This window comes from Paenibacillus sp. LHD-117, from assembly GCF_030929555.1.
In the GTDB taxonomy this organism is placed as follows: domain Bacteria; phylum Bacillota; class Bacilli; order Paenibacillales; family Paenibacillaceae; genus Pristimantibacillus.
Genome location: NZ_JAVFVT010000028.1, coordinates 28,855 through 52,790 on the forward strand (window position 1 = coordinate 28,855; position 23,936 = coordinate 52,790).

The 23,936-nt window shown below is 57.7% G+C and carries 29 protein-coding genes and 1 riboswitch; of the genes, 27 read left to right on the plus strand and 2 right to left on the minus strand.

The features are described from left to right. Window positions 1–477: 477 nt before the first annotated feature. The 9 genes from RB620_RS20450 to RB620_RS20490 all read left to right on the plus strand — a co-directional run bounded on the left by RB620_RS20450 (window position 478) and on the right by RB620_RS20490 (window position 10,018). Window positions 478–2,547 carry a bifunctional aldolase/short-chain dehydrogenase gene (locus RB620_RS20450; RefSeq protein ID WP_308097527.1) on the plus strand — a complete coding sequence of 690 codons (2,070 nt, stop codon included), beginning with the start codon at window positions 478–480 and terminating at the stop codon, window positions 2,545–2,547. Between the two features lie 75 nt (window positions 2,548–2,622). Beyond that, a complete protein-coding gene (locus RB620_RS20455) occupies window positions 2,623–3,000 on the plus strand; it encodes a sensory rhodopsin transducer (RefSeq protein ID WP_308097528.1) in 378 nt (125 codons plus the stop codon). A 31-nt stretch (window positions 3,001–3,031) separates the two neighbouring features. Next, the gene (rhaI, locus tag RB620_RS20460) at window positions 3,032–4,252 is read left to right on the plus strand and encodes an L-rhamnose isomerase (RefSeq protein ID WP_308097529.1); all 1,221 of its coding nucleotides are present in this window, start codon (window positions 3,032–3,034) and stop codon (window positions 4,250–4,252) included. Continuing rightward, window positions 4,249–5,724 (plus strand): rhamnulokinase, encoded by a 1,476-nt coding sequence (locus RB620_RS20465; protein WP_308097530.1) that lies wholly within the window; start codon window positions 4,249–4,251, stop codon window positions 5,722–5,724. The genes rhaI and RB620_RS20465 overlap by 4 nt, the downstream gene beginning before the upstream one ends. Window positions 5,725–5,761: 37 nt before the next feature. Next, window positions 5,762–6,520, plus strand: coding sequence for a DeoR/GlpR family DNA-binding transcription regulator (locus RB620_RS20470; RefSeq protein ID WP_308097532.1), 759 nt, complete (start codon window positions 5,762–5,764; stop codon window positions 6,518–6,520). 16 nt (window positions 6,521–6,536) lie between these two features. Continuing rightward, on the plus strand, window positions 6,537–7,265 hold the full coding sequence (locus RB620_RS20475; protein WP_308097533.1) for a (Fe-S)-binding protein: 729 nt from the start codon (window positions 6,537–6,539) through the stop codon (window positions 7,263–7,265). Next, window positions 7,262–8,785, plus strand: a complete 1,524-nt coding sequence (locus RB620_RS20480; RefSeq protein WP_308097534.1) for a LutB/LldF family L-lactate oxidation iron-sulfur protein — start codon at window positions 7,262–7,264, stop codon at window positions 8,783–8,785. Before RB620_RS20475 ends, RB620_RS20480 begins: the two co-directional genes overlap by 4 nt. Before the next feature lie 40 nt (window positions 8,786–8,825). Beyond that, window positions 8,826–9,551, plus strand: a complete 726-nt coding sequence (locus tag RB620_RS20485; protein ID WP_308097642.1) for a LutC/YkgG family protein — start codon at window positions 8,826–8,828, stop codon at window positions 9,549–9,551. A 128-nt stretch (window positions 9,552–9,679) separates the two neighbouring features. Further along, window positions 9,680–10,018, plus strand: a complete 339-nt coding sequence (locus RB620_RS20490) for a hypothetical protein (RefSeq protein ID WP_308097535.1) — start codon at window positions 9,680–9,682, stop codon at window positions 10,016–10,018. A 357-nt stretch (window positions 10,019–10,375) separates the two neighbouring features. Here RB620_RS20490 and RB620_RS20495 read toward each other — a convergent pair whose 3' ends face one another. Continuing rightward, window positions 10,376–11,284 carry a J domain-containing protein gene (locus RB620_RS20495; protein WP_308097536.1) on the minus strand — a complete coding sequence of 303 codons (909 nt, stop codon included), beginning with the start codon at window positions 11,282–11,284 and terminating at the stop codon, window positions 10,376–10,378. 210 nt (window positions 11,285–11,494) lie between these two features. Here RB620_RS20495 and RB620_RS20500 point away from each other — a divergent pair, with 210 nt between their 5' ends. The 9 genes from RB620_RS20500 to RB620_RS20540 all read left to right on the plus strand — a co-directional run bounded on the left by RB620_RS20500 (window position 11,495) and on the right by RB620_RS20540 (window position 17,794). Next, the gene (locus tag RB620_RS20500) at window positions 11,495–12,598 is read left to right on the plus strand and encodes a rhamnogalacturonan acetylesterase (protein WP_308097537.1); all 1,104 of its coding nucleotides are present in this window, start codon (window positions 11,495–11,497) and stop codon (window positions 12,596–12,598) included. A gap of 96 nt (window positions 12,599–12,694) precedes the next feature. Next, a complete protein-coding gene (locus RB620_RS20505; RefSeq protein ID WP_308097538.1) occupies window positions 12,695–13,228 on the plus strand; it encodes a hypothetical protein in 534 nt (177 codons plus the stop codon). Window positions 13,229–13,337: 109 nt separating this feature from the next. Then, a riboswitch (PreQ1 riboswitch) is annotated at window positions 13,338–13,381 on the plus strand. A gap of 140 nt (window positions 13,382–13,521) precedes the next feature. Beyond that, the gene (gene queC / locus RB620_RS20510) at window positions 13,522–14,190 is read left to right on the plus strand and encodes a 7-cyano-7-deazaguanine synthase QueC (protein WP_308097540.1); all 669 of its coding nucleotides are present in this window, start codon (window positions 13,522–13,524) and stop codon (window positions 14,188–14,190) included. Further along, window positions 14,190–14,633, plus strand: a complete 444-nt coding sequence (locus RB620_RS20515; protein WP_308097541.1) for a 6-carboxytetrahydropterin synthase — start codon at window positions 14,190–14,192, stop codon at window positions 14,631–14,633. Before queC ends, RB620_RS20515 begins: the two co-directional genes overlap by 1 nt. Further along, complete coding sequence (gene queE, locus RB620_RS20520) at window positions 14,626–15,417, plus strand: 7-carboxy-7-deazaguanine synthase QueE (protein ID WP_374121439.1); 792 nt, start codon at window positions 14,626–14,628, stop codon at window positions 15,415–15,417. Before RB620_RS20515 ends, queE begins: the two co-directional genes overlap by 8 nt. Before the next feature lie 212 nt (window positions 15,418–15,629). Further along, a complete protein-coding gene (queF, locus tag RB620_RS20525) occupies window positions 15,630–16,127 on the plus strand; it encodes a preQ(1) synthase (protein WP_308097543.1) in 498 nt (165 codons plus the stop codon). A 3-nt stretch (window positions 16,128–16,130) separates the two neighbouring features. Continuing rightward, entirely contained in the window at window positions 16,131–16,688 is a 558-nt protein-coding gene (locus RB620_RS20530; RefSeq protein ID WP_308097545.1) for an SLOG family protein, read from the plus strand. 161 nt (window positions 16,689–16,849) lie between these two features. Then, a complete protein-coding gene (locus tag RB620_RS20535) occupies window positions 16,850–17,245 on the plus strand; it encodes a phage holin family protein (protein ID WP_308097546.1) in 396 nt (131 codons plus the stop codon). Between the two features lie 132 nt (window positions 17,246–17,377). Then, window positions 17,378–17,794 carry a YhjD family protein gene (locus RB620_RS20540; RefSeq protein ID WP_308097548.1) on the plus strand — a complete coding sequence of 139 codons (417 nt, stop codon included), beginning with the start codon at window positions 17,378–17,380 and terminating at the stop codon, window positions 17,792–17,794. 35 nt (window positions 17,795–17,829) lie between these two features. Here RB620_RS20540 and RB620_RS20545 read toward each other — a convergent pair whose 3' ends face one another. Then, window positions 17,830–18,087, minus strand: a complete 258-nt coding sequence (locus RB620_RS20545) for a hypothetical protein (RefSeq protein WP_308097550.1) — start codon at window positions 18,085–18,087, stop codon at window positions 17,830–17,832. Window positions 18,088–18,219: 132 nt separating this feature from the next. Between RB620_RS20545 and RB620_RS20550 the strand changes: the two genes are divergently transcribed. From RB620_RS20550 to RB620_RS20590, 9 genes are all read left to right on the plus strand, one after another. Then, window positions 18,220–18,516 carry a Dabb family protein gene (locus RB620_RS20550; RefSeq protein ID WP_308097552.1) on the plus strand — a complete coding sequence of 99 codons (297 nt, stop codon included), beginning with the start codon at window positions 18,220–18,222 and terminating at the stop codon, window positions 18,514–18,516. A gap of 136 nt (window positions 18,517–18,652) precedes the next feature. Further along, window positions 18,653–19,075, plus strand: a complete 423-nt coding sequence (locus RB620_RS20555; protein ID WP_308097554.1) for a DUF86 domain-containing protein — start codon at window positions 18,653–18,655, stop codon at window positions 19,073–19,075. 35 nt (window positions 19,076–19,110) lie between these two features. Next, window positions 19,111–19,812, plus strand: a complete 702-nt coding sequence (locus RB620_RS20560) for a helix-turn-helix transcriptional regulator (RefSeq protein ID WP_308097556.1) — start codon at window positions 19,111–19,113, stop codon at window positions 19,810–19,812. Between the two features lie 222 nt (window positions 19,813–20,034). Beyond that, on the plus strand, window positions 20,035–20,517 hold the full coding sequence (locus RB620_RS20565) for a hypothetical protein (protein ID WP_308097558.1): 483 nt from the start codon (window positions 20,035–20,037) through the stop codon (window positions 20,515–20,517). 51 nt (window positions 20,518–20,568) lie between these two features. After that, window positions 20,569–21,120: a YtxH domain-containing protein gene (locus RB620_RS20570; protein ID WP_308097560.1), complete on the plus strand. Its 552-nt coding sequence runs from the start codon at window positions 20,569–20,571 to the stop codon at window positions 21,118–21,120. A 208-nt stretch (window positions 21,121–21,328) separates the two neighbouring features. Further along, a complete protein-coding gene (gene racE / locus RB620_RS20575) occupies window positions 21,329–22,138 on the plus strand; it encodes a glutamate racemase (protein ID WP_308097563.1) in 810 nt (269 codons plus the stop codon). 159 nt (window positions 22,139–22,297) lie between these two features. After that, window positions 22,298–23,194, plus strand: a complete 897-nt coding sequence (locus RB620_RS20580; RefSeq protein ID WP_308097565.1) for a M14 family metallopeptidase — start codon at window positions 22,298–22,300, stop codon at window positions 23,192–23,194. Window positions 23,195–23,307: 113 nt separating this feature from the next. Further along, on the plus strand, window positions 23,308–23,541 hold the full coding sequence (locus tag RB620_RS20585) for a hypothetical protein (protein ID WP_308097566.1): 234 nt from the start codon (window positions 23,308–23,310) through the stop codon (window positions 23,539–23,541). Between the two features lie 55 nt (window positions 23,542–23,596). Further along, the gene (locus tag RB620_RS20590; RefSeq protein ID WP_308097646.1) at window positions 23,597–23,899 is read left to right on the plus strand and encodes an iron-sulfur cluster assembly accessory protein; all 303 of its coding nucleotides are present in this window, start codon (window positions 23,597–23,599) and stop codon (window positions 23,897–23,899) included. Window positions 23,900–23,936: the final 37 nt, after the last annotated feature.

Genomic DNA, 23,936 nt, shown 5'->3' on the forward strand with positions numbered 1-23,936 from the left:
GGTTCATTAAATAAGCAGGTTCCTTCATTACCCTGAGCAAAGGGGATAGTGATCAATAAACGTGGAAAACGAGCTCTTGTCTACGTAGTCGCAGCATAGTGCAGATCCATTAAACAGGCAGATTCCTTCATTACCCTGAGTAAAGGGGATAGTGATCAATAGACGTGGAAAACGTACTCTCATCTAGTTAATCGTTATATAGCGAAGGTTCCTGTAAAAGGCAGGTCCTTCATCGCCTGAGCAAAAGGGATAGTGATCAATAGACACGGGAAGCGTGCTCTCATCTAGTTAATCGCAGCTAGTGCAAGTTCCTTTAATAGTCAGGTACTTGCAACAACCATGTACGATTGAGTGGGAAAAGAAGGTCAATTATTTTTGTTTATTTTTGAAAAACGGTATATTCAAACATAAACAAAGGTGATATACTGATTTCAATCATAATCAAATAAAAACAAACATTATTCGGAGGTATGAACGATGGTGCAATCATTATGGGAAACATCGAAGGCGGCTGCGCTTAGCGCGGGATTGGATGAGCTGGTTTATCGCTCCAACTTGATCGGGACGGACCGCAGGGTTTGCAATTACGGCGGCGGGAATACTTCGAGCAAAACGGTCGTCAAAGATTTCCGCGGCCGCGACGTTGAAGTGATGTACGTAAAGGGAAGCGGTTCTGATCTTGCGACGATGAAGGCGGGCAACTTTACGGGACTGCGCATGGACGACATCCGTCCGTTGTTCGAGCGCGGCGAAATGTCCGACGAGGATATGGTCGCATACCTGGCGAACTGCATGATCGACGCCAAACATCCGCGCGCTTCGATCGAGACGCTGCTGCATGCGTTCCTGCCTTTCAAACATGTGGACCATACGCATCCGGATGCGATCATCAGCTTGGCATGCGCGGATAACGGTCGCCATTTGGCCGAAGAGATTTTCGGCAACCGGTTCGTTTGGGTGCCTTACGTGCGTCCGGGCTTCACGCTTTCCAAAATGATTGCAGAAGGCGTACTCGCGAACCCGAACGCCGAGCTCGTCATCATGGAGAAACACGGCCTCGTCACTTGGGGCGAGACGTCCGAGGCTTGCTACGAGCAGACGATCCGGATCATCAGCGAAGCCGAAGCGTTCATCGAAGCTCGCGTGAGCGAGGCGAAGCTGTTCGGCGGCGCGCGCTGCGAAGCGCTCCCGGCCGATGCGCGCAGGGCAATCGCGGCGGAAGTGATGCCAATCGTGCGCGGCGCCGTGAGCGACGCGAAAAAAATGATTCTTTCCTTCGACGACGCGGAAGACGTGCTTTCTTTCGTAAACGGCAAAGATTCGGCGGCGTTGTCCCAAGTCGGCGCGGCTTGCCCGGACCACTTGGTCCATACGAAAGTGGTGCCGCTGTTCATCGACTGGACGCCTAACGCGGAAGATGCCGCAGGGCTGAAGGAGAAGCTGTCGGCCGGCATCGCGGCGTATAAAGAACAGTACGCGCAATATTTCGAGCGGAACAAACTCGAAGGCGACGTTATGTTCGAAGCAGCTCCGCGCGTCATTCTGATTCCGGGCATCGGCATGATCAACACGGGCAAAAGCTGGGCGATTTCGCAAGTAAGCGGCGCGCTGTACCATCGCGCGATCGCCGTCATGCGCGGCGCAACGGCGCTGGGCAACTTCGTCTCCCTCAGCGAGAACGAATCCTACAACGTGGAATATTGGCCGCTGGAGCTGTATAAGCTGTCGCTCGCGCCCGCCGAAGCGGAGTTCTCCCGCAAAGTTGCTTTCATTACGGGCGGCGCAGGCGGCATCGGCAGCGAGACGGCTCGCAGGCTCGTATCCGAAGGCGCTCATGTCGTGCTGGCCGACTTGAATCTGGAAGGTGCACAGAAGGTTGCCGGCGAAATTAATGAGAAGTACGGTGAGAACCGTGCGATCGCGGTGAAGATGGACGTGACGAGCGAGGAGCAGGTGGCGGCGGCTTACGCCGAGACGGCGATTGCTTACGGCGGCGTTGACATTATCGTCAACAATGCAGGCTTGGCGACATCCAGCCCGTTCGATCAGACGTCGCTTAAGGAATGGAACCTGAACATGAACGTACTTGGCACGGGTTACTTCCTTGTCGCCCGCGAAGCGTTCAAAGTGATGAAGACGCAGGGCATCGGCGGCAACATGGTGTTCATCGGTTCGAAAAACTCGGTATACGCAGGCAAAAACGCGACGGCCTACAGCGCAGCGAAGGCGCTCGAGGCGCATCTGGCCCGCTGCATCGCGGCGGAAGGCGGAGAATTCGGCATTCGCGTCAATACGATTCTGCCGGATGCGATTCTGCAAGGCTCCGCGATCTGGAACGGCAGCTGGCGCAACGAGCGGGCGGCCGCTTACGGCATCGAGCCGGATCAATTGGAGGAATACTACCGCAAGCGCACGACGCTGCTCGTTAATATTTATCCGCGGGATATCGCGGAAGGCATTGCGTTCTTCGCCTCGTCGAAAGCAGACAAAACGACAGGCTGCATGCTGACGATCGACGGCGGCGTGCCAGCGGCCTTTACGAGATAATAACCTGGCGCATAGTCCGACTTTCGCGCACTCAAGCGCAAGATGGGCTTGCCGCCTATAAGGAGAGGGGCAGCCATGTTTCAAGCAAGAGGAGAAAAACATTGGGTCATTCCGGACGGATTCATCCCTCCGGATAGCTCCGGCAACCTGACGAGCCATGAATCGATTTGCGTGCTCAACACGTCGTCGGAGGAAGCGCTGCTTCGGTTTACGATTTTTTTCGAAGATAGGGAGCCGCTGGAGGATCTGCTTTACGTCGTTCCTCCACGGCGAACCAAACATATACGAACGAGCTCTCTGCAGAAAAACGGAGAGCGGGTGCCGGTCGGCGTGCCTTACGCCATCGAGGTGAAGAGCGACATACCAGTCATCGTGCAATACAGCAGGCTGGACGCCACGCAGGCGGAGAACGCCTTAATGTCGACGATGGCTTTTCCACTAAGATCGAAATAATATTCTGACTAGATAGAGAGGGTGCTGTAGCATGACAGATCGCGCTTATGAATTGTTCGAAGAGCAGCAGCAGGCAAGGGGAATTGACCTGAACGAAGCGAAGGCGAAGCTGAGGGCGCTTCGGATCGAGACGCCGTCCTGGGGATACGGGGATTCCGGAACGCGTTTCAAAGTGTTCAAGAAGGAAGGCGTGCCGCGCAATCCGTTCGAGAAGTTCGAAGATGCGGCGCAAGTGCACAAGTTGACCGGTCTGGCGCCTTCCGTCGCGATCCATATTCCTTGGGACAAAGTAGAGGATTACGGCAAGCTGAGAAGCCATGCGGAGAGCTTGGGGCTTTCGATCGGAGCGGTGAACCCCAACCTGTTCCAAGAAGACGATTACATGCTCGGCAGCGTGACGAACGCGGACGCGGCTATTCGCCGCAAAGCGACGGATCATTTGCTCGAATGCGTCGATATCGCGAAGGAAACCGGCTCGAGAGATCTTAGCCTCTGGTTCGCGGACGGCACGAACTATCCGGGCCAAGGCAACATCCGCAAGCGGAAGGCTTGGATGCAGGAAGCGCTGGGCGAAATGTATAAGGCGCTTGCGCCCGACATGCGCATGCTGATCGAATACAAGTGCTTCGAGCCCGCGTTCTATCATACGGATCTCGCTGACTGGGGCATGGCGTACAACATGGCGCTGAAGCTCGGTCCTCAGGCGGAAGTGCTGGTCGATACCGGCCATCATTTGCCTGGCGCCAACATCGAGCATATTGTCGCGTACCTGATCGACGAGAAGCGGCTCGGCGGTTTCCACTTCAACAGCCGCAAATACGCCGACGACGACCTCATCGTAGGTTCCGTCAACCCATACGAGCTGTTCCTTATTTTCTATCAAATCTTAAGCGCGGCAACTGATCGGGACGAAGCGGTGAAAGCCTGCGTGAACAACATTGCCTACATGATCGACCAATCCCACAATATCGAGGCCAAAATTCCTGCCATGCTTCGTTCCGTCCTCAACGTTCAGACGCAGTTCGCCAAGGCGCTGCTCGTAAACCACGAGGAAGTAGAGGAAGCGGCGAACCGGGGCGACGTGCTTGCGGCAGAGCACGCGGTCCGCAGCGCATTCGAGTTCGACGTGGCGCCGCTGCTGCGCGTTCATCGCGAGGAGCAGGGGCTGCCGGTTGATCCGATGGGCGCGTATTTGTCCGCGAGCTATGGCAAAGACATTGCCGCGAGAGGCAAGGGCGGTGCGAGCTGGTGACGCATGTACTGGCTTTCGATCTCGGCGCAAGCAGCGGCAGAGCGATGCTCGGCCGCCTAGCGGACGGCAAGATACAGCTGGAAGAGCTGCACCGGTTTCCGAATGACCCCGTGCAAGCGGGGGGAAGGCTTCACTGGGATATTTTGAGATTGCTGCACGAATTGAAACAGAGCTTGCTGAAAGCTAAGCATCGCGGCATTAAGCTTAGCAGCATCGCCATCGATACATGGGGTGTTGACTTTGGTTTGCTTGGCGAGGGGAACGAGCTGCTCGGCAATCCTTACCATTATCGCGATCCGCATACGAACGGCGTCATGGAGCGGGTGCTCGGCAAGGTGACTTCGGATGAAGTGTTCGGCAGAACGGGCATCCAGTTCATGTCGATCAATACGATTTACCAAATCGCGTCAATGAAGGAAGCGGGTTCGCCTCTGCTCCGGGAAGCCAAACATTTTCTTATGATTCCTGCGCTGCTCCGTTATTTCCTTACAGGCGAGATCCATAACGAGTTCTCGCTCGCCACGACGACCCAGCTGTACAATCCGTTGACGGGCGACTGGGACGACCAGCTGCTGGAAGCGATCGGCGCGGACAGATCCATGTTCGGTCCCGTCGTTCAGCCGGGAACGCCGGTCGGCCGCTTAAGCGACGAGGTATGCGCCGAGCTCGGCATCGAATCCGTGCCGGTCATCGCCGTCGCCGAACATGATACGGGCTCCGCGGTTGCCGCCGTGCCCGCGCTCGAGCCTTCGTTCGCCTACTTAAGCTGCGGAACGTGGTCGCTGATCGGCACGGAAGTCGGCGAACCCGTCATTCACGCGAAGGCACAGGAGTTGAACTTCACGAACGAAGGCGGCGTTTACGGAACCTACCGTCTGCTGAAGAACATCATGGGACTCTGGATTCTGCAGGAATGCAGGCGGGAGTGGGAGCGGTCCGGGGTCAGCTATTCGTTCCCCGAGCTGGTCGCGCTTGCCTCGGCGGCGGAACCATTCGCCTGCTTCATCGACTCGGACGACGACATGTTCCTTCCGCCGGGCGACATGCCCGCGCGTATCCGATCGTTTTGCGAGCGGACGGGACAGAAGGCGCCGGAAGGCGCAGGCGCTTATGTAAGGGCGATTCTGGAAAGCTTGGCGTTCAAGTACCGTTACGCGCTGGAGCAGACGGAATCGCTCTCGGGCGTTGCCTACAAGGGTCTGCACATGGTCGGCGGCGGCATCCAGAATACGCTGCTGTGCGAATGGACCGCGAACGCGATCGGCAAGCCGGTCTGGGCGGGTCCGACGGAAGGAAGCGCGATCGGCAATATGCTGGTACAATGGATTACGAACGGCGAACTTGGCGATATTTGGGAAGCCAGGCGCGTCGTAAGCGATTCGTTCCCCGTCGCCGTTTACGAGCCGAATGAGCGGGAGCAATGGGATCAAGCCTATGCCGCGTTCAAGGCGATGACGGGATTGGCATACTAATATTATTAGATCGATGAAGGTCGGGAAGAGGGATTCTATGCTGGTTGCGGAGCGTTACGATAAAATTGTGCAGCTTGTGAACGAGAGAGGCAGTATTCGCGTGACGGAGCTAAGCGAGCTGTGCCAAGTCACGGAGGAAACGATTCGCCGCGACCTGGACCGCTTGGAGCAAGCCGGACGATTGCGCCGCTCGCATGGCGGCGCGGTAAGCGTAAAGGAGCAGCAGCCGGAGATTCCTTATTTCGAACGGGAGATCGTACGCGCGGACGAGAAGCGGCGAATCGCCGAGGAAGCGGTGAAGCTGATCCGCCCCAAGGAGCGGATTCTGCTGGATGCCAGCTCTACGGCCTGGTACATGGCGCAAAGTATGCCGGATATCCCGCTTACGGTGCTGACGAACTCCATTAAAGTCGCGATGGAGCTCGCGGGCAAGGAACGGATTGAGGTCATCTCGACGGGCGGCATTTTGGCATCGCGCAGCTTGTCGTATATCGGGCCGCTTGCCGAACGTTCGCTTGACGCTTACCATGTGGACCGGACGTTCCTCTCTTGCAAGGGGGTCCATCTGGAACGCGGCATCAGCGAGTCGAACGAGCTTCAAGCCCGGATCAAACACCGGATGGTCGGCATGGCGGACGAGGTCGTCTTGCTCGCGGACTCCAGCAAATTCGGCGTCCAAGCGTTTACCCACGTGGCCGAACTGAGCGGCATTCATCGGATCATTACGGATTACGGGTTGACCCCGGAGCTCGCGGCAGGCTTCCGGGAACGCCAAATTACCGTTACGACGGTTTAACATGCGGGGGAGAGCGATGAAGGTATCTCTATTTATTACATGTTTAAGCGACGCCATCTACCCGCGGGTCGGAGAAGCGATGGTCAGGCTGCTGGCGAATTACGGCGTTACGCTGGAATTCCCCCGCGTCCAGACCTGTTGCGGTCAACCCGCATACAATAGCGGTTATTGGAAGGAAGCGCGTGACTCGGCGCGAACGATTCTGGACGCGTTCGAAGACAGCGACTTCGTCATCTCGCCATCCGGCTCATGCACCGGCATGCTTCATCACTACACGAAGCTGTTCGAGAAGGACCCCGTCATGCTGAAGCGGGCGGAAGCGCTGCGGGCCAAATCGTACGAATTCACCCAGTTTCTCGTGCAGGTGCTTGGCGTGACGGACGTGGGCGCGACCTTCGCCGGCAAAGTCACGTACCATCCTTCCTGTCACGGAAGCCGCATCCTAGGCGTGAAGGACGAACCGATGCAGCTCATGCGCAACGTGAAGGGAATGGAGCTCGTCCCACTTCCTTTCGCCGAGGACTGCTGCGGCTTCGGGGGGACATTCGCGGTGAAGATGGCGGATATCTCCGGCGCGATGGTGACTGAGAAAGCCGACCATGTGCTGGAGACGGAAGCCGAAGTGCTGGTCGGGCTCGACATGGCTTGCCTGATGAACATCGCTGGCAATCTGCATTACCGCGGAGAGCCTGTGCGCGTCATGCATCTGGCCGAGCTGCTGTACGAGGGAGTGAAGGGAGCATGAGTGGAGGCAAATCCGGCGCGACCGTCAAAGCGAGAGCGGAGCTGGCGCTGAACGACGAATTTCTGCGCAAGGCGGTCCGCTTCACGACGGAGCGGCTGCGGAACGGCAAGAAAAAAGCTTCCGAGGAGCACGGAAACTGGGACGAATGGCGGGAACGGGGCCGGCAAATCCGGCTGCATACGATCGCCCATTTGGATTATTATTTGAATCTGTTTGTCGAGAACGCGAGGGCGAACGGGGTTCACGTTCATTTTGCAGATACGGCCCAGGAAGCAGTCGAGCTGACCTTGGATATCGCCGAACACGCGGGCGCTAGGTCCGTGGTAAAGTCGAAGTCGATGGTATCGGAGGAGCTTCACCTGAACCATGCGCTGGAGTCCATCGGCGTCGAGGCCATCGAAACGGATCTCGGCGAATACATTATCCAGCTCGCAGGGGAGATGCCTTCGCATATCGTCATTCCGGCCATTCACAAAAACCGTTACCAGATCGCGGAGCTGCTATCGAAGGAGGCGGGCTACGAGCTGCCGCCGGACACGACGGCGCTCGCCGGCTTCGTCCGCAAGAAGCTGCGCGAGAAATTTCTCGAGGCGGATATCGGCATGACGGGCTGCAACTTCGCGATTGCGGAGACGGGCTCCATGGTGCTCTTCGAGAACGAAGGCAACGCCCGGATGGTTACGACCGTTCCCAAGACGCAAATCACGTTGATGGGAATGGAGCGGATCATCCCTTCTTGGGAGGATCTCGAAGTGATGGCGACGCTGCTTCCTCGATCGGCGACGGGGCAGAAGCTGACGATGTACATGTCCGGCATAACCGGCCCGAAACGTTCGGTAGACGCGGACGGCCCGGAAGAGATGCACATCATCATCGTCGACAACGGCCGTTCGCTGCAGCTTGGCGACCCCGAATTCCAGGAGCTGCTGAACTGCATCCGCTGCGGCGCCTGCCTGAACGCCTGCCCGGTCTACCGCCATATCGGCGGACATGCGTACGGCAGCACGTACAGCGGACCGATCGGCGCGGTGCTTACGCCGTCGCTGAACAAAAACATCGCCGAGTGGGACGACATCGCGAACGCGTCCAGCTTATGCGGCGCCTGCTACGAAGCTTGCCCGGTGAAGATTCCGCTGCACGACATGCTGGTGTACCTGCGCCGCCGCAAGGTGGAGAGCGGCAACGGCAACATGCTGGAGAGCATCGGCATGCAGGGCTTCGCCGCGGTCATGGGCGACTCCAAGCGGATGGGCGGCCTTATGCGGCTCGGCAAGCTGGGGCAGAAGCTCGTCGTACGCGGCGGCGTCATCCGCACGAAGCTCGGCCCGCTCAAGGGCTGGAACACGTACCGCGTGACGCCGAGCCTGCCGAAGCAGTCGTTCCGCGACCGCTGGGCGACGCTGGATCAGGAGCTGAAGGCCGGGCTGCGCGAGATGGATCCAGCTATGCGCGAGCGGATGGAACGAAAAGCCCGCGAGCAGCAGGACGCTAAGGGACAAGGAGGTCACGGCCATGGCTGACACATCAAGACGAAGCACGGCGAAGGAGTCGCAAGGCAGCATGGCCGAGTCGCATGGCGTTTGGCTTTCCCGTCTGGAGGAGCAGTCGCGCAAGAAGCAGGAACGATTCATGGACGGCATTTCGAAGCGGCTTGGCCATCCCCGGATGACGCAGCCGCCGAAACATCCTTACCGCGGAGCGCCCGACTTCTGGAGGGGGCTCGACTGGTCGCCGGAGGAGAAAATTCAGGGTTTCACCGAAAACTTCCTATCGGTCGGCGGCCATGTCGCCCGCCTGCAGGGGATGGAAGAGGCGTCCGCCTTCATCGCGGCCAAAGCGGCGGAGATGGGCGCCAAGTATCTCGTCCGCCAAGACGAGCCGGCGCTCGCCGCGCTCGGGCTCGAGGAAGCGCTGCCCGGCGTGCAGATAAACGTGTGGAACAGCGACTCGGAGCGCGAATGGAAGGCGCTAGCGGCAGGGGCCGATTTCGGCGTCGTGCAGGCGGATCACGCCGTGGCGTACACCGGCTCGGTGACCGTATTGTCGTCGAAGGAGAAAGGCCGATCCGTCAGCCTCCTGCCGACGGTGCTGTTCATCGTCATTCCGGTCGAACGGCTGAAGACGCGGCTCGGCGAGGTGCTGATCGGACTCGACGAGGGAGGCCGGGAGGCGCTGCCGGCAGGGGTCCATTTTATCACCGGCCCGAGCCGCTCCTCCGACATCGAAAACGATCTGACGATCGGTGTGCACGGCCCCGGCATCGTTTACGCGCTCCTTGTCGGTTGACGGCAACGAAACCGGGGAATAGAACTAGGAATCAGCTCCGTAAAGACGCAGTTTCGTCTTTACGGGGCTAGTTCGCGTCCAAGGTAATTATGTTTAGAGAATAGAAAAAGACGTCAAGCGAGAGACTAGTGCCAATCGTATGGAAAAAGGTGCGCGTGCTTGTGCTTGATTGGATATTGGCGATTTTTTTGTGGATCATTGCTTTATCAGCAATCATTTACGGATTGTATCTTACGAAAGAAGTTCATAAGGAGAACGGCGTAATGGATTACGCCATCTTGCCGAGCTCGTTTAACCATGTTTCGGACTCGATATGGGGGTGGATCGCCGGCGCAGTTTTGGGTATACTCGCGGGACTATTCGTCGGTTTATTCTTTAAGCTGTTGCCATGGTGGTTGGCGAGAGGAGTTCTTATTGTGATTGGAATCGGTCTTCTTGTTCTTGGAGTGATGCTGGTTCGAAACTAGCGATTTGAGGATAAGCCGCTTGCGGCCACATTTCTTCACTTAACGGACCACGGCGTCGCTATTTGGCGTCCATTAGGACATTTCAAAACGTAACGGACTGTAGGAGCGTTATTTGCCTAATAGGCGGCTTAAAACTCATCAAAATCTCGAAATAACGGCAGCTGGGTCCGTTAGATTTCAAAAGGGTCTCTTTTTGGTCCAATAGCGTCATCCCAGTCCGTTAGCGGAGGTCCGGCCCGTTCGTTCGGACGGTTTTCCCATTATTCGAATGCTGCGCATTGAACGACCCTTGGAATGGCCTCGATCGGTAAAAAAGAAAAACCCCTTAAAAAAAAGGGGTTTTCGTTTCCGATTACATTACTGCTGCAGCGTCTTCAAATACGTCTCGATGAATTGAAGCGCCTTCTCCGGATGTTCGGCGTTCACGCGGACGCCGACGATCAGATCCTGCTTCATGAGCGGGAGATCCTTATCCAGCTTTGAGTCCTTCAGGTCGATGCCGTATACGCGTTCCTCCGGCTGCTCCTCGGTCGTGAGCTTGAGCGTACGGGAGGCATCGACGCCTTCGAACTCCGGCTTGCCGTCGAGGCTCATGAGGACGCCCTGCGAGCCGACCCACTCGAACATGGCGCGATCCATGATATAAATGTCGGGTTTCTCCGACATCAGCGTTACGACGGCCTTCTGCAGGTAGGCATATTGGTTCATGTCGTCCTGCGGCACGAACACGATATTCGACTGCAGCCGTTTCCAGTCCGGGAACGCGCCGAGCATGGAGGCGTTCAACGCGTCCTTATCGTCCTGGCCGTCCGGCTCCACGAACGTGCCGAAGAAGGAGATGTTCAGATCGATCGGGGGAAGGCTGGCCAAATATTTTTCGTGCTCGCGTTTGTCGATGTAGCTGTTGATTCCATAGATGATAACGGCAATGAGTGCGATCGCGACGAACGTATGGATCTTGTAATACCGCCAGAAGTGATCCATCTTCTGGGCTTGTCCCGCCATGCCTTTGTACTTGCCGTATTCCTGCTCGTTGAACGCGTCGGTTACCTTCCGGTCCTCATGCGCCAGAATGAGCTTGTAAGCCTCCGTGATCTTGGCGAAGTCCTCGCCCTCCGGGGAGGCGCTTTCATCCTGCTGCAGCTTCGATCTGGATCGCTCGCGCCGCATCAGCGTCGTATACCTTTTTTCGACTTCCTCTTTGGGAGCCAGCTGCTCCAGCCCCATCGTTTCGTAAGCTTCCTTCAACCCATCCAACTTCTCCACTGCGTCACCTCGATTTTGAAAAAGCTCTCGTTCTCTTCTTCTAAGTATACGGTTTTCGACGGCAATCGGCAAACCCGCGGGATGTCTGTTTTTTGAACAAAAATCTCCCAATCTTGCGCTTCCAATCCGCCGGCGTTCTGTTATGCTAGTCTTGATTGCTAGACGCTCTCCCGCGTCCGCAGGAAGCCTCGGAAAGGCAGGCAAACGACTATGCCGAATTACAAATTCGATTTCGGGATCGGGGACGGACCCGCCGATGGTTATATCCAGGTGCTTCCGGATACCTTGTACGACAGCGGCCTTGGTTACGGTTTCCTCCCGGGAGCCCGGATCGGCTCTCGCGACCGAAGGGAGGCCAGCCGCTTGAAGGGCGCGTTCTGCATCCCGATGGACGCCGAATTCGTCGTGGATCTCCCGGACGGCTGTTATCACGTCGCCGTGACGGTCGGCGACGCCATCGCGCCCACGCTTACGTCGCTTCAATACGGGCAGCGGCGCTTCGCGTTCCATCAAGCGTCCACGCTCGCGGGCCAATACGCCGTCCATAGCTTCACGGCGAAGGCGACCGGCGGACAGCTCCGCCTTCGTTTCTCCGGCATCGCCCCCCGCATCAACACGCTCGACATTGCGGAAGCGCCGGAAGCGGTCACGGTCTATCTCGCGGGCGATTCCACGGTGACGGATCAGGAAACGTTCCCGTACGCGGGCTGGGGGCAGATGCTGCCGCTTTATTTCAAAGCGGAGATCGCCATCGACAACCGCGCGCGATCGGGCCGGAGTTCCCGAAGCTTTATGGCGGAAGGAAGGCTGGACGCCATCCTAAAGGAGATCAAAGCAGGGGATCACCTATGGATCCAATTCGGCCATAACGACCAGAAACCCGATGAGGCGCGGGCGACGGAGCCGTTCGGCAGCTACAAGGAGATGCTGGCGACTTACGTGGGCGAGGCGCGCGCCCGGAACGCTGTCCCCGTCTTGATTACGCCCCCGCATCGCCGGAAATTCGACGGGAACGGCCGCATCGTCGATACGCACGGCGATTATTTGAACGCGATGAAGGAGCTGGCGCTGGAGCTCGACGTTCCGGTGATCGATTTGGCGGCCAAGAGCAGGGCGCTGTACGAGGAGCTCGGCGACGAAAGCTCCAAGGAGCTGTTCGTGTGGGCGCTCCCCGGCGAATACATGGCCTTCCCGGACGGCGCGAGGGATGATACCCACTTCCACGAGCTGGGCGCGGTCCGGATCGCAGGACTCGTGGCGGAAGGCGTGCGGGCGCAGCTCGGGCATTTGCCGATCTCGCTGTATTTGAAATAAAGGTGCCCGCGCGTATACAATGGGAGGCGACTGGTTGAATAAAGGGAAGCCGGGATCGGCAACGAGCAGCTTCCCTTAATGCGGCGGAGGTGCGGGATGTTCGACCCGACGGTATTCGAAAATTTGAAGGTGGCGCTGGAGAACGGTTTATACGATCTCGATAACCTGGATCGGGCGATCGACATCGTCGGCAGGCGGGATCTGCTGGACATGGCGGTCTTCTCGCGGGAGCTGTCGCTGTCGTTCCGCCTCGCGGGCGGCGGATCGGCGACGGCCGAGCTGCTGCTTCGCGCTACTCTCAAGGAGCTGGCCGCCGAGATATTGGAGCAGCCGGGAGCGGCGCCGACCTGCCGGCTGCGCCTTCGCTTCCATCTGGAATCGGACGGCGCGGACGACACATGCGAGACGGTCGGAAGATGCCTTCTATCGATCTGGCAGCCGGCGGAACCGCCCGTACAGACGCTGAGCCGCGACTACGGCGTCGGAGGCAATCGCTGGCGCCATACGGCCGAGCTGGATTTCGGCCGCGGCATCGGCGAGGAGCAGATGGAGGATTTGCCCGAGCTGCTGGAGCACATGTTGCTGACGTTATCCGAATTGGATCGGCTTGCGAAACCCGGGGGAGCATGACGCGGGTTTGTCAAAACTCCCCATTCCATTCCCGCCCGGGCTGTGCTATAGTACGAGAGAATAATTGAAGATGAAACTCCGGATCGGAGCGCGAGCAATCGCCTGCCGGCCGGGAGAGGTTCGCGAACTCCCTCTATAAAAAACTAAAACGAAACGATTGCCCGTCAGGGGCAACGTCGTTTTTGTGTTCGGCGCGCCGCGGGCCTCCTCATGGAGGACCGCGCGCGCCGTTTCTTATTTGCCAGGAATCTCGCGAAGCTCCCGTCTTCAACTCCTAGAGAGGTGGAAACGTCATGAAAAAAGAGAAAGCCGTCGTCGTCTTCAGCGGCGGGCAAGACAGCACGACCTGCCTGTTCTGGGCGCTGGACCGATTCGCCGAAGTAGAGGCGATCACGTTCGACTATGGCCAGAGGCATAAGCTGGAGCTGGATTGCGCCGCGGAAATCGCCAAGGAATTAAATATAAAACATCATGTGCTCGACATGTCGCTGCTGAACCAGCTGGCGCCGAACGCGCTGACGCGGGACGATATCGCGATCGAGCAGAACGAAGGCGAGCTGCCGACGACGTTCGTGGACGGCCGCAACCTGCTGTTCCTGACGTTCGCCGCGGTGCTGGCGAAAGGCATCGGCGCCAAACATATCGTGACGGGCGTCTGCGAGACCGACTTTAGCGGTTACCCGGACTGCCGCGACGTCTTCATCAAGTCGCTGAACGTGACGCTGAACCTGTCGATGGACTACGGCTTCGTCATCGATACGCCGCTTATGTGGCTGAACAAAGCGGAGACATGGGCGCTCGCAGACGAGCTTGGCGCGTTCGACTTCGTCCGTGAACGGACGCTTACTTGCTATAACGGCATCCCGGCGGACGGCTGCGGCGATTGCCCGGCGTGCAAGCTGCGCCGCAAGGGGCTTGACGATTATTTGGCGGAGCGCGTACCCGGAGAGGCGGTCCGGTAATGCTGCAGCAAATCTATCCATCCGTACAGCATGACTACTGTTACGAGCTGAACAAGGACTTTCATTTCGCGGCGGCGCATTACGTCCCTTCCGAGGAAGCGGGCAAGTGCCGCATGACGCACGGGCATACGTATTACGCCAACGTGACGGTCGCGGGCGACGATCTCGACGGCTCGGGTTTTCTGGTCAATTTCGCCATCGTCAAGAAGCTCATCCACGACCGGTTCGACCATACGCTCCTTAACGATAACGAGGCCTTCGACGACGCGACGCCGGATCGGTTCCCGACGACCGAGGTCGTCGCCAGGGCGATCTACGAGCTGGTGCAGACATACCTGGACGGCATGCCGAACCGCCCGCAATGCTTGCAGGTATTCCTGCGGGAGACGCCGACCAGTTACTGCCTGTACCGCCCGAAGCGGAAGGTGAAGATCCATGACTGACGCGGGAATGGCGATAGGCGCGATCGTTGCCGCCGGCGCGGCTTCCGGCAAGGCCCCCAAAGCAAGGCCCATCCCCGTGCTGGAGGTGTTCGGGCCGACCGTGCAGGGCGAAGGCATGGTCGTCGGCCGCAAAACGATGTTCGTCCGCACGGCGGGCTGCGACTACAGCTGCAGCTGGTGCGATTCCGCCTTTACGTGGGACGGCACGGGCAAGGATGACATCCGTCTCATGTCGGCTGCCGAGATTATCGAAGAGCTCGATCGCGTCGGCGGCCGGACGTTCGACCACGTGACGATCTCCGGCGGCAATCCGGCGCTGCTGCCACAGCTGTCGGCTTTGATCGACGGCTTGCATGAACGCGGCATCGCGGTCGCTCTGGAAACGCAAGGCAGCCGATGGCAGCCTTGGTTCGCGGAGATCGACGACCTGACGCTTTCTCCCAAGCCGCCAAGCTCGGGCATGTCGACGGATTGGGAGGCGCTGGACGGCATCGTCGGGCGTTTAACCGAAGCGGGGCGCAGCTTCTGCCTCAAGGTCGTCGTCTTCGACGACGCCGATCTCGATTACGCGCGCTCGGTGCATGCGCGTTATCCCGGCGTCCCGTTCTACCTGCAGGCGGGCAACGGCAATCTGACGGAGACGGAGCCGCTGCGGATGCTGCCTTATCTTGTGGAGCGCTACGAATGGCTGATCGGAAAGGCGATGGCGGACGAAACGTTCCGCCGCGTCCATGTGTTGCCTCAACTCCACACCTGGGTATGGGGCAACAAAAAAGGCGTTTAAGGAAGTTCAAAAAGCCGCTTTTGATCACGAAGTATCTCGGGAAGCTGATTCGACATCGAATCTTGAACTCAGCCGAACCTTCCGGTGCTCACGTAGCGCTGCTACGCTCCGCTCCTCAGTTTCTAGCTTCATCCAATCTTCTTGATGCTAGGAACCGAACTTTTTGAACCCTCATTTTAATCATTGATATCAATAAAGGACGTGAACCCTTAATGGAAGGCAGACAAAAGGAAGAGCTGGGCGGCATTACGCTGCTCGGCAACCAAGGAACCAAATACCCGTTCAACTACGCGCCGGAGGTGCTGGAGTCATTCGATAACAAACATCCCGGCCGCGATTATTTCGTCAAGTTCAATTGCCCGGAGTTTACGAGCCTTTGCCCGATCACGGGCCAGCCGGACTTCGCGACGATCTATATTTCCTATATTCCGGACGTGAAAATGGTGGAGAGCAAGTCGCTGAAGCTATACTTGTTCAGCTTCCGCAACCACGGCGACTTCCACGAGGATTGCATGAACATCATCATGAACGACCTGATCGCGCTCATGAATCCGCGTTACATCGAGGTATGGGGCAAGTTCACGCCGCGCGGCGGCATCTCGATCGACCCGTACTGCAACTGGGGACGCCCCGGCACGAAGTTCGAGGAGATGGCCGATCACCGGCTCATGAACCACGACCTGTACCCGGAGAAGGTCGACAACCGCTAACCGATGAAGACCGTGCTCATAACCGGTTACCGCGCGCATGAGCTGAGTATTTTCAGCCAGAAGCACAAGGGCATTGCCTTCATACAGAAAGCGATCGCGAACAAGCTCGTTCCGCTTCTCGAGGAAGGGCTGGAATGGGTCATTACGCCCGGCCAATACGGGGTGGACTTATGGGCCTGCGAAGCGGCGATCGCGCTGAAACGGCAATATCCCGGTCTGAAGGTGTCCATCCTGACGGCTTTCCAGAATCCCGAGGAGAACTGGAAGGAAGACAAACAAACGTATTACCGCGAGCTGCTGAAGGATGTGGATTATTACGCGGCCGTCTCCAAAGCGCCGTACGAGGGCCCGTGGCAGTTCAAGGCGAGGGACGAGCTGCTGCTTCGCAAGTCGGACGGAATCATCCTCGTCTACGACGAGGACGCGGGCGAGGGGAGCCCCCGCTTCATGAAGGAGCGAGCGGTGAGGAAAATGCAGGAGGACGGTTATCGCTATATTTCCGTTACGTCCGAAGACATTCAGAGCATCGCGGACGAGGACGCTTACCGCGATATGGAATAGACGAAAGGACTTGCGCCGAGTGAGGTGCAGGTCCTTTTTTGTTTTGGGCCGCCTATTTCGACCGATAACGAGGCATAAGGGACAAGTCAACAATCAACTCGCGTGATCGCCGCATAAGATATCCCATATATTTAATCTCAATGAGAAAAGAGGTGGCGGGAATGCCATTGATTTGGGTTTGTTCTGCTTGCGGAGTGCTGGGATCGATTCTTACGTTCGCTTTCGGAGGTTGGTCGGAGTCTTTAACGTTTCTTTTGGTTGCGATGGGGGCGGATTATGTGACAGGGGTGATCGCTTCCATTAAGGAGGGGAAAGGTCTGAGCAGTTCGATCGGCGCATGGGGACTAGCGCGCAAAGGATTGAGCATACTCGTTGTGTTGCTCGCCCACCGCATCGATATTTTGTTGGGAATCGAAGACATGACGATGGGAGCGGCCATCTATTTTTACATCGCCAACGAGCTGATATCCGTGACCGAGAATTATGGAAGGCTCGGTCTGCCGCTGCCCGAACGCATTCGCAAAATGATCGCGGTGCTGAAGGAGAAGGACAAGTAACGGTTATTTCCGCTTGCATGGACGCGCGAATTCTGGCTATAATAAGAACAGATGTTCTCGTTTGTTCTCGTTTAATAACTGACTGGCGCACAAGCGCCGGCCTATATACGCGTATGGCATGGAGGTGTGGCAATGACCGCTAACAAGGAAGCCGTACGGACGGGAGGAGGCGGGCGCGCTTCGGTTCCGCCCGTTCAGACGGAAGAAGAGCTGGAGCTCGTGAAGCAATACGTGCTGCTTGGCATCGTCATGCGCATCTTGGATCACGATATCCGCGCGATCGGCGTGTCGGGCATGAAGCTTCCGCGCTTCTACGAGTCGGTGCTAAGGGCGGTCCAGGACCGCGTTCTGCTGGATCTCGCAGGGATGCGGAGGCAATTCCGGGAGACGGGCATCAAGGTGTACGAGGAGAAGCGGGAGCCGGACGGCCTGCACGCGCAATACGTGTGCCGCGGATACCATCATCGGTTTTTTATGTTATGGGGTTTCGTTAAAGCGGAATCCGAACGGGTACTGAAGGGTTATATGGCCCGGCCCGAGTCGACATGAAGGAGCCTTCGGGCTCCTTCGTTTTTTTTGGTCCGCTAAGCCGCGCTCCCGCGTTTCCTTCGGTCGCGCGCGATAAAGAGATCCGCCACGAATCCGAGCAGCGCCCAAGTGAGCACCGTGAGCGCGTAGAGCAGCAGGACGCTCACCTCATGGATGTCGACGAACATATCTGCGAACCAGGCGGGAATGCTTAACATAAAAAAGATCATATTATGCGGATCGTATCCTGTGTAGTTAAACGCGCAGATGGCAAGTGCGATGAGAGTGGCGATCATGGTAACCGTATATCGCATAACGCGCTTTCGCTCCTTTGAACTAAAGATTGCCGTAATGTTATCCCATGGGTTATTATGTGACAAAAGGACGAATCTCATGCCGCATGGAACCATAAGGCGGCAAACCGTAGAATGGGGAGGACTTTGTACATGATTACGCACATCGTATGTTTTAAGCTGAAGGACGGCAGCGCGGAGAGCGTGGCGCGCACGGCGGCGGTGCTTCGGGATATGGAAGGCAAGATCGAGGAGTTGAAATACATAGAGGTAGGAACGGACGTGCTCCATTCCGAGCGCTCTTACGATATCGCTTTGATCACGAAATTCGAATCGATGGCCGCACTGGAGGCTTACCAAGTGCATCCCGTTCATAAGAAAGTCATCGAACATATGTCGCAGGTCCGCGAAGCGTCGGTCAGCGTCGATTACGAAAGCCCGAGGGAATAACGAATGTCGGATATGAGAGATGTATACGAAATTTTTACGTACTTGCTTGTCATTATTTTGAGCAGCATCATCATGGTGGTCTGGTTGAAGCGCAAGGCGAGACGAAACAAGAAGTAATCCGAAAGCAGGGAATGACATGTATTATGTGAACCGGGAACAGATCGCCGTCAGGCTGGAGGCGATTCCGGCGCTGGCGGACGCGCTTCACGCGCTCGCATCGGAATGGAGCGGCAACTTGCTCCAGGGCCTCGCGCAGGAGCGGTCGCTTCACCTGGCTATCGAGATTGTGACGGATGTCGGCAGTTATCTGATCGACGGGTTCCTGATGAGGGACGCGAGCAGCTATGAGGATATTATCGAAATTACGGGAGCGGAAGGCGTCTTTCCGGCCGAAATGACGGCGACGCTTACGGAGCTGGCGAAGCTGCGCCGTCCGCTTGTGCAGGAATATTACGGCTGGCCGAGAGCGGAACTCCATCCGTTCACAGCCAAGCTCGCCGAGCTGCTGCCGGCGTTCAAGACGGCAGTCGAAGCTTATTTGGCGAAAGAATTGCAATAACGGTCGGCAGCGGCATGAGGAAAGGAGGGGCGACAATGGCTAGAGACGGCATGAGCGAGGATCAAAGCTTCGGAACATCAGGGACGGGAGCAGCGGGCTCCGGCGCGACGCGCGGGCGTCTGCTTCATCTGCTCCGCACGCGCGGGCGCATGAACGCAGCAATGTTAGCTGCCGAGCTTGGTTTGACGGAGATGGCCATTCGCAGGCACATGCACGAGATGGAACGCCAAGGGAGCGTCAGCATCGTTCCCCTCCGCCAGCCGAAAGGCAGGCCGCTGCATGTGTTCGAGCTGACGGAAGCGGCCGATCGCCATTTCCCCAAGAACTATCACAATCTCACGATCGATCTGCTGGCCGAGCTGGAGGACGATCCCGACACTTCGCCTCTGATCGACCGGATGTTCGAGGGCAGGAAACGGAAGCTTCAGGAGCGGTACGCGCCCCGGATGGCGGGCAAGACGCTGGAGGAACGCGTTCGCGAGTTGACGGACATCCAGAATGGCAGCGGGTACATGGCGGAGATGGAGCGCGAGGATGATGATGGTTTCATGCTGCACGAGTACAACTGCCCCATCACGGATGTCGCCGGCAAGTACGGTCAGGCTTGCGACTGCGAGCTGTCGTTGTTCCGCTCGCTGCTGGAGGTTCAAGTAAACCGGACGGAATGCCTCGCCAAGGGCGGAAGCCGGTGCAGCTACGTCATAGGCGGCCGCGAGAGGCGGGAACCGACGGCCTAACCGCTGCACATCTTTATTACTATTCGAAAAGCATCACGATATTAGCATGCAATCACGGTCTGCCGAGGCCGTGATTTTTTTTGTGCGCGCGGACCTGCTAACGGTGTGTCAAGACGAGCCCAGTCTGCTTATACTGTCATTACGCAAATGGGCATTCGCCCTATTTGGTCGAAATCAGACGCAGTGTTCAGAGCATCGCGCATTCGGGAGGAGAGGACGGTTATGGCGATGGAATGGATTGCAACCGCTGCGGCGGCTGCTTTCGTCGTATGGGTGGCCGGCACGCTGCTGGCGGCTCGCATGTTGCTTGCCAGACTTGCAAGGATTCAGGCGGCGGCGGAATCGGTGCGCGCGGACGTGCACAGGCTGTCGGGGGAACTTAGCCAGGTGCTGCTGCCGACCGAACAAACCGTCCGCTCGGTGCTGCAGAGCGTGGAATCGGCCGAACGGCTCTTCCAAGCGGCCGGGCAAGTCGGAGGCACGATCGAAAGCGCGACTTCCGCGGTGGAGCGCGTGGCGACGACGTTGTCCCGATCGGCGATCAGCCACGCCGAACGGATCGCCCATAAGCGCGAAGTCGATCAAGCGGTCCAGTGGGCGGAGCTGGGATTAACGGCTTGGCAGCTTTGGCAATCGGGGCGCAACTCGCCGTCCGGCGAAGCCGTTCTCAAAACCTCTTCCCCGAATTCGAGCGCGTCTGAATGACCGGACTGAGACGAAGGGCACTCTATGTAGTACGAAAGGAGCGACGATCACATGTCAACACGTAAAGGAAGCAAAGGATTTTTGTTTGGCGCGTTAGCCGGAGGTGTGCTTGGGTCTATCGCGGCGCTGCTGTTCGCGCCGAAAGCAGGCAAGGAGCTTCGCCAGGACATTTCCGTTCAAGCCCAGAAGGTTGGCGACAAAACGGGCGAAATCGCGAAGGGCATCGGCAACGGAGCGATTCAGCTCGCCGACAAGACGAAACAAGCGGCAAGCAACGTCGCAAGCAATGTGAGGGGTTTCGGACGTTCGAGGGGCGCCGAGATCGCCACGATTTCCGGAATCACCGCAGAAGCGGCAGAGGAGCTTGCCACAGGCGTCATTGAACGGTCCGTCGAGGCGGCCGACCAGCTTGCCGAAGCGACGGAAGAAGCGTACGAGAACGCGGCGGAAACCGCGGAGCTTGGCGTTGAATTCGCGGAAGAAGCGTTCGCGGATGCCGGGGAAACGTTAGCCGAAGCGAGCGCGGCAGTACTGGAAAATGCGGAGCAAATAGGCGAGCAAGCAAGCGCCGAGGCGGATGCGGAGTCGGCAAAGGAGCTGTAAGCCGTGAGTGAACCGCAAGGAGCCGGGCGACTATCCCAAGGATGGCGCTTTCGGCTCTTTGCCGTACGCGGGCGCGGGTAGCCGTTCTTGAACGTTGTCCTATTATGCGTTAAGATGTAGGTACGTTTTCGAATGGTCGGTCATATGCTATGTTGATTTTGACCAAACATCCTTATTCCATCATCCCAGTCCAGAAAGCGGTGTGTTTGTGCAGCAACCGATAGCGATACTAGATTCCGGCGTAGGCGGCCTTACCGTAGTAAAGGAAGTCATGCGCCAACTGCCGCGCGAGAAAATTATTTATTTCGGCGATACGGCGAGAACGCCTTACGGACCGCGGTCCGCGGAAGAAGTGCAGGCGTTCACGAGGGAAATCGTTGATTACCTCATACAATTCCAGCCCAAAATGATCGTCATTGCCTGCAATACGGCTACCGCGGTCGCGTTGTCCGATATTCGCTCCCGCGTGGCCATTCCGGTCGTAGGCGTCATAAACCCCGGAGCAAGAGCGGCGATCGGCCGTACGACGACGGGCTGTATTGGCGTGATCGGCACCGTCGGCACTATCAAGAGCGGTGCTTACGAGAATGCTCTTCGGGAGCTGTCGCCCCATGTACAGGTCATCAGCGAGGCTTGTCCCAATTTCGTTCCGCTCGTGGAGAAAGGCAATTTCCGCTCCGACGAAACGTACGATGTCGTCCGCGCGTCGATAGCCCATCTGCGGCAACATCCGATGGATACCCTCATCCTCGGCTGCACGCATTATCCGTTCCTGACCGAGACGATCTCCGAGGTCATGGGCAGCGAGGTCGCGCTCATCAGCTCGGCGGACGAAACCGCGCGGGAGATCAGCACCATCCTGCACGACAAACGAAAGCTGGCGAAGAACGACCAAATCCCGGTCCACCAGTTTTTCTGCAGCGGCGATCCTTATATGTTCAAGCAGATTGCCCAGCAGTGGCTCGGCGAGCAGATCGACCTGACTCCGGTCGTGTGGCAAGTGCCGAATATAAGCTGACTGGGCCGACAGGGGCGGCTGTGCCGTACGCAGAAACGAAGTCTGCGCACGGGCAGCCGTTTTTGTTTTGGCGTTTTTCCGGGACTGACAACGGCCGTCCTCCGCATACGATGAAGAGAAACGATTTTTTTTCATCTATCGCGCAAAGGAGTGCGGACATTGAACGATAACGGCTTCGGAATAAACGTCTATACTTACGAAATGATGATGGAGCAATGCCGTCAACTGGCGATCGCATATCCGTTCGTCGCGGCGGAGAGCATCGGCAGGAGCGTGATGGGCAAGCCGATCCTGGCGATGCGCTGCGGCTGCGGACCGAGGCAGATCCATCTGAACGCGTCGTTCCACGCGAACGAATGGATTACGTCGGCGCTGCTGATGCGATTCATGACGGAGCTTTCGGATTGTTACGCGACGGGCAGGCCCATGGGAGAGAACGACGTCTCGCGGTTCTGCTTCGAAACGACCGTATGGGCCGTTCCGATGGTCAATCCCGACGGCGTGGAGCTCGCGCAGCGCGGCGTCCTGCCGGATCATCCGCTGTATAGCCAGCTCATGTCCTGGAACGGCGGCTTGACCGACTTCAGAGGGTGGAAAGCGAACATCCGCGGCGTCGACCTGAACGATCAGTTTCCGGCCTACTGGGAAGAGGAATGCAAGCGCAGAGGCGCGCAAGGACCTTCGCCCCGCGACTATTCCGGCCCTTATCCGTTAAGCGAACCGGAGGCACAGGCGATGGCGAGGCTGACGGAAGCCGTCCCGTTCCATGCCGTCATCGCGCTTCATACGCAAGGCAAGGAAATCTATTGGAACTACCGGGACTACGAGCCCCAGGAAGCGGAGGAACTGGCGCTTCGCCTGGAACGGGCAAGCGGCTACAAGTCGGTGAAGCTGAGCGGCAGCGATGCCGGCTATAAGGACTGGTTCATTTATCGCTACAGGAAGCCCGGCTTCACCGTCGAAGCGGGCTACGGCGAGAATCCGCTGCCCTACAACAGTCTGGATACCATTTATGCCGAGCTTCGGCCTCTTCTGCTGGAGTCGCTTCGGCTCTAAGCCGGGCGGCTCCGGCCTCCTGTCCTTGCTTACGCCGGCGCTTTCGGCATTCGCGCTTCCGCTGTGATATACTGGTATAAACGCAGCATCATAGACGGTTGGGAGGTACGGACATGCGTAAGCTGCTTTCGCTTAGACATTGGAAAACGACGTTCGGATTAATTTATAGACTGCTCATCGCCAAAGAAGTGGCCTTGATGGACAAGCTCCTGTTCCTCGTGCCGGTCATCGTCTACTGGGTCATCCCGGACTTGCTGCCGTTCCTGCCGATCGACGATATCGCCTTCACGATGATTATCGCGGAATGGTTTGCTCATCGAATGGGCAGGAAGTATAATATATCTTGACTATATTTGAACAATTTATCGAAGGACCAACGTTCATAGAAGGAGCTGTTGAATGATGTACTGCAAAATTTCCCGCAACGCGGCCAAGATGATAAAGCTGGAGCTGGACAAGCCCGAGAACGAAGGCAAGCTGCTTCGCGTCTACGTGACGCACGCGCACGGCGACCACGCGCATTACGGCATGGGAATCGACGAGCCGACGGATAACGACGTCGTCGTGTCTACGGACAAGGAGATCGACGTTATTCTGGAGAAGGATAATGCGTTCCTGGACGGCGTCCGCATCGACTACTTCTACGTGCCGGAAGAAGGATTCGCCATTACGAATCCGTCGATGGGCAATCACGGGGATCATTAAGCTTCGCCGGCGGCGCAAGCGGATTGGAACGATGAAG

What these genes read in the sequence shown, in the direction of transcription:
- RB620_RS20450 (WP_308097527.1), top strand. Translation starts at nt 478, where the DNA reads ATGGTGCAATCATTATGGGAAACATCGAAGGCGGCTGCGCTTAGCGCG.
- RB620_RS20455 (WP_308097528.1), top strand. Translation starts at nt 2,623, where the DNA reads ATGTTTCAAGCAAGAGGAGAAAAACATTGGGTCATTCCGGACGGATTC.
- rhaI (WP_308097529.1), top strand. Translation starts at nt 3,032, where the DNA reads ATGACAGATCGCGCTTATGAATTGTTCGAAGAGCAGCAGCAGGCAAGG.
- RB620_RS20470 (WP_308097532.1), top strand. Translation starts at nt 5,762, where the DNA reads ATGCTGGTTGCGGAGCGTTACGATAAAATTGTGCAGCTTGTGAACGAG.
- RB620_RS20475 (WP_308097533.1), top strand. Translation starts at nt 6,537, where the DNA reads ATGAAGGTATCTCTATTTATTACATGTTTAAGCGACGCCATCTACCCG.
- RB620_RS20480 (WP_308097534.1), top strand. Translation starts at nt 7,262, where the DNA reads ATGAGTGGAGGCAAATCCGGCGCGACCGTCAAAGCGAGAGCGGAGCTG.
- RB620_RS20485 (WP_308097642.1), top strand. Translation starts at nt 8,826, where the DNA reads ATGGCCGAGTCGCATGGCGTTTGGCTTTCCCGTCTGGAGGAGCAGTCG.
- RB620_RS20500 (WP_308097537.1), top strand. Translation starts at nt 11,495, where the DNA reads ATGCCGAATTACAAATTCGATTTCGGGATCGGGGACGGACCCGCCGAT.
- RB620_RS20505 (WP_308097538.1), top strand. Translation starts at nt 12,695, where the DNA reads ATGTTCGACCCGACGGTATTCGAAAATTTGAAGGTGGCGCTGGAGAAC.
- queC (WP_308097540.1), top strand. Translation starts at nt 13,522, where the DNA reads ATGAAAAAAGAGAAAGCCGTCGTCGTCTTCAGCGGCGGGCAAGACAGC.
- RB620_RS20515 (WP_308097541.1), top strand. Translation starts at nt 14,190, where the DNA reads ATGCTGCAGCAAATCTATCCATCCGTACAGCATGACTACTGTTACGAG.
- queE (WP_374121439.1), top strand. Translation starts at nt 14,626, where the DNA reads ATGACTGACGCGGGAATGGCGATAGGCGCGATCGTTGCCGCCGGCGCG.
- queF (WP_308097543.1), top strand. Translation starts at nt 15,630, where the DNA reads ATGGAAGGCAGACAAAAGGAAGAGCTGGGCGGCATTACGCTGCTCGGC.
- RB620_RS20530 (WP_308097545.1), top strand. Translation starts at nt 16,131, where the DNA reads ATGAAGACCGTGCTCATAACCGGTTACCGCGCGCATGAGCTGAGTATT.
- RB620_RS20535 (WP_308097546.1), top strand. Translation starts at nt 16,850, where the DNA reads ATGCCATTGATTTGGGTTTGTTCTGCTTGCGGAGTGCTGGGATCGATT.
- RB620_RS20540 (WP_308097548.1), top strand. Translation starts at nt 17,378, where the DNA reads ATGACCGCTAACAAGGAAGCCGTACGGACGGGAGGAGGCGGGCGCGCT.
- RB620_RS20545 (WP_308097550.1), bottom strand. Translation starts at nt 18,087, where the DNA reads ATGCGATATACGGTTACCATGATCGCCACTCTCATCGCACTTGCCATC.
- RB620_RS20550 (WP_308097552.1), top strand. Translation starts at nt 18,220, where the DNA reads ATGATTACGCACATCGTATGTTTTAAGCTGAAGGACGGCAGCGCGGAG.
- RB620_RS20555 (WP_308097554.1), top strand. Translation starts at nt 18,653, where the DNA reads ATGTATTATGTGAACCGGGAACAGATCGCCGTCAGGCTGGAGGCGATT.
- RB620_RS20560 (WP_308097556.1), top strand. Translation starts at nt 19,111, where the DNA reads ATGGCTAGAGACGGCATGAGCGAGGATCAAAGCTTCGGAACATCAGGG.
- RB620_RS20565 (WP_308097558.1), top strand. Translation starts at nt 20,035, where the DNA reads ATGGCGATGGAATGGATTGCAACCGCTGCGGCGGCTGCTTTCGTCGTA.
- RB620_RS20570 (WP_308097560.1), top strand. Translation starts at nt 20,569, where the DNA reads ATGTCAACACGTAAAGGAAGCAAAGGATTTTTGTTTGGCGCGTTAGCC.
- RB620_RS20585 (WP_308097566.1), top strand. Translation starts at nt 23,308, where the DNA reads ATGCGTAAGCTGCTTTCGCTTAGACATTGGAAAACGACGTTCGGATTA.
- RB620_RS20590 (WP_308097646.1), top strand. Translation starts at nt 23,597, where the DNA reads ATGTACTGCAAAATTTCCCGCAACGCGGCCAAGATGATAAAGCTGGAG.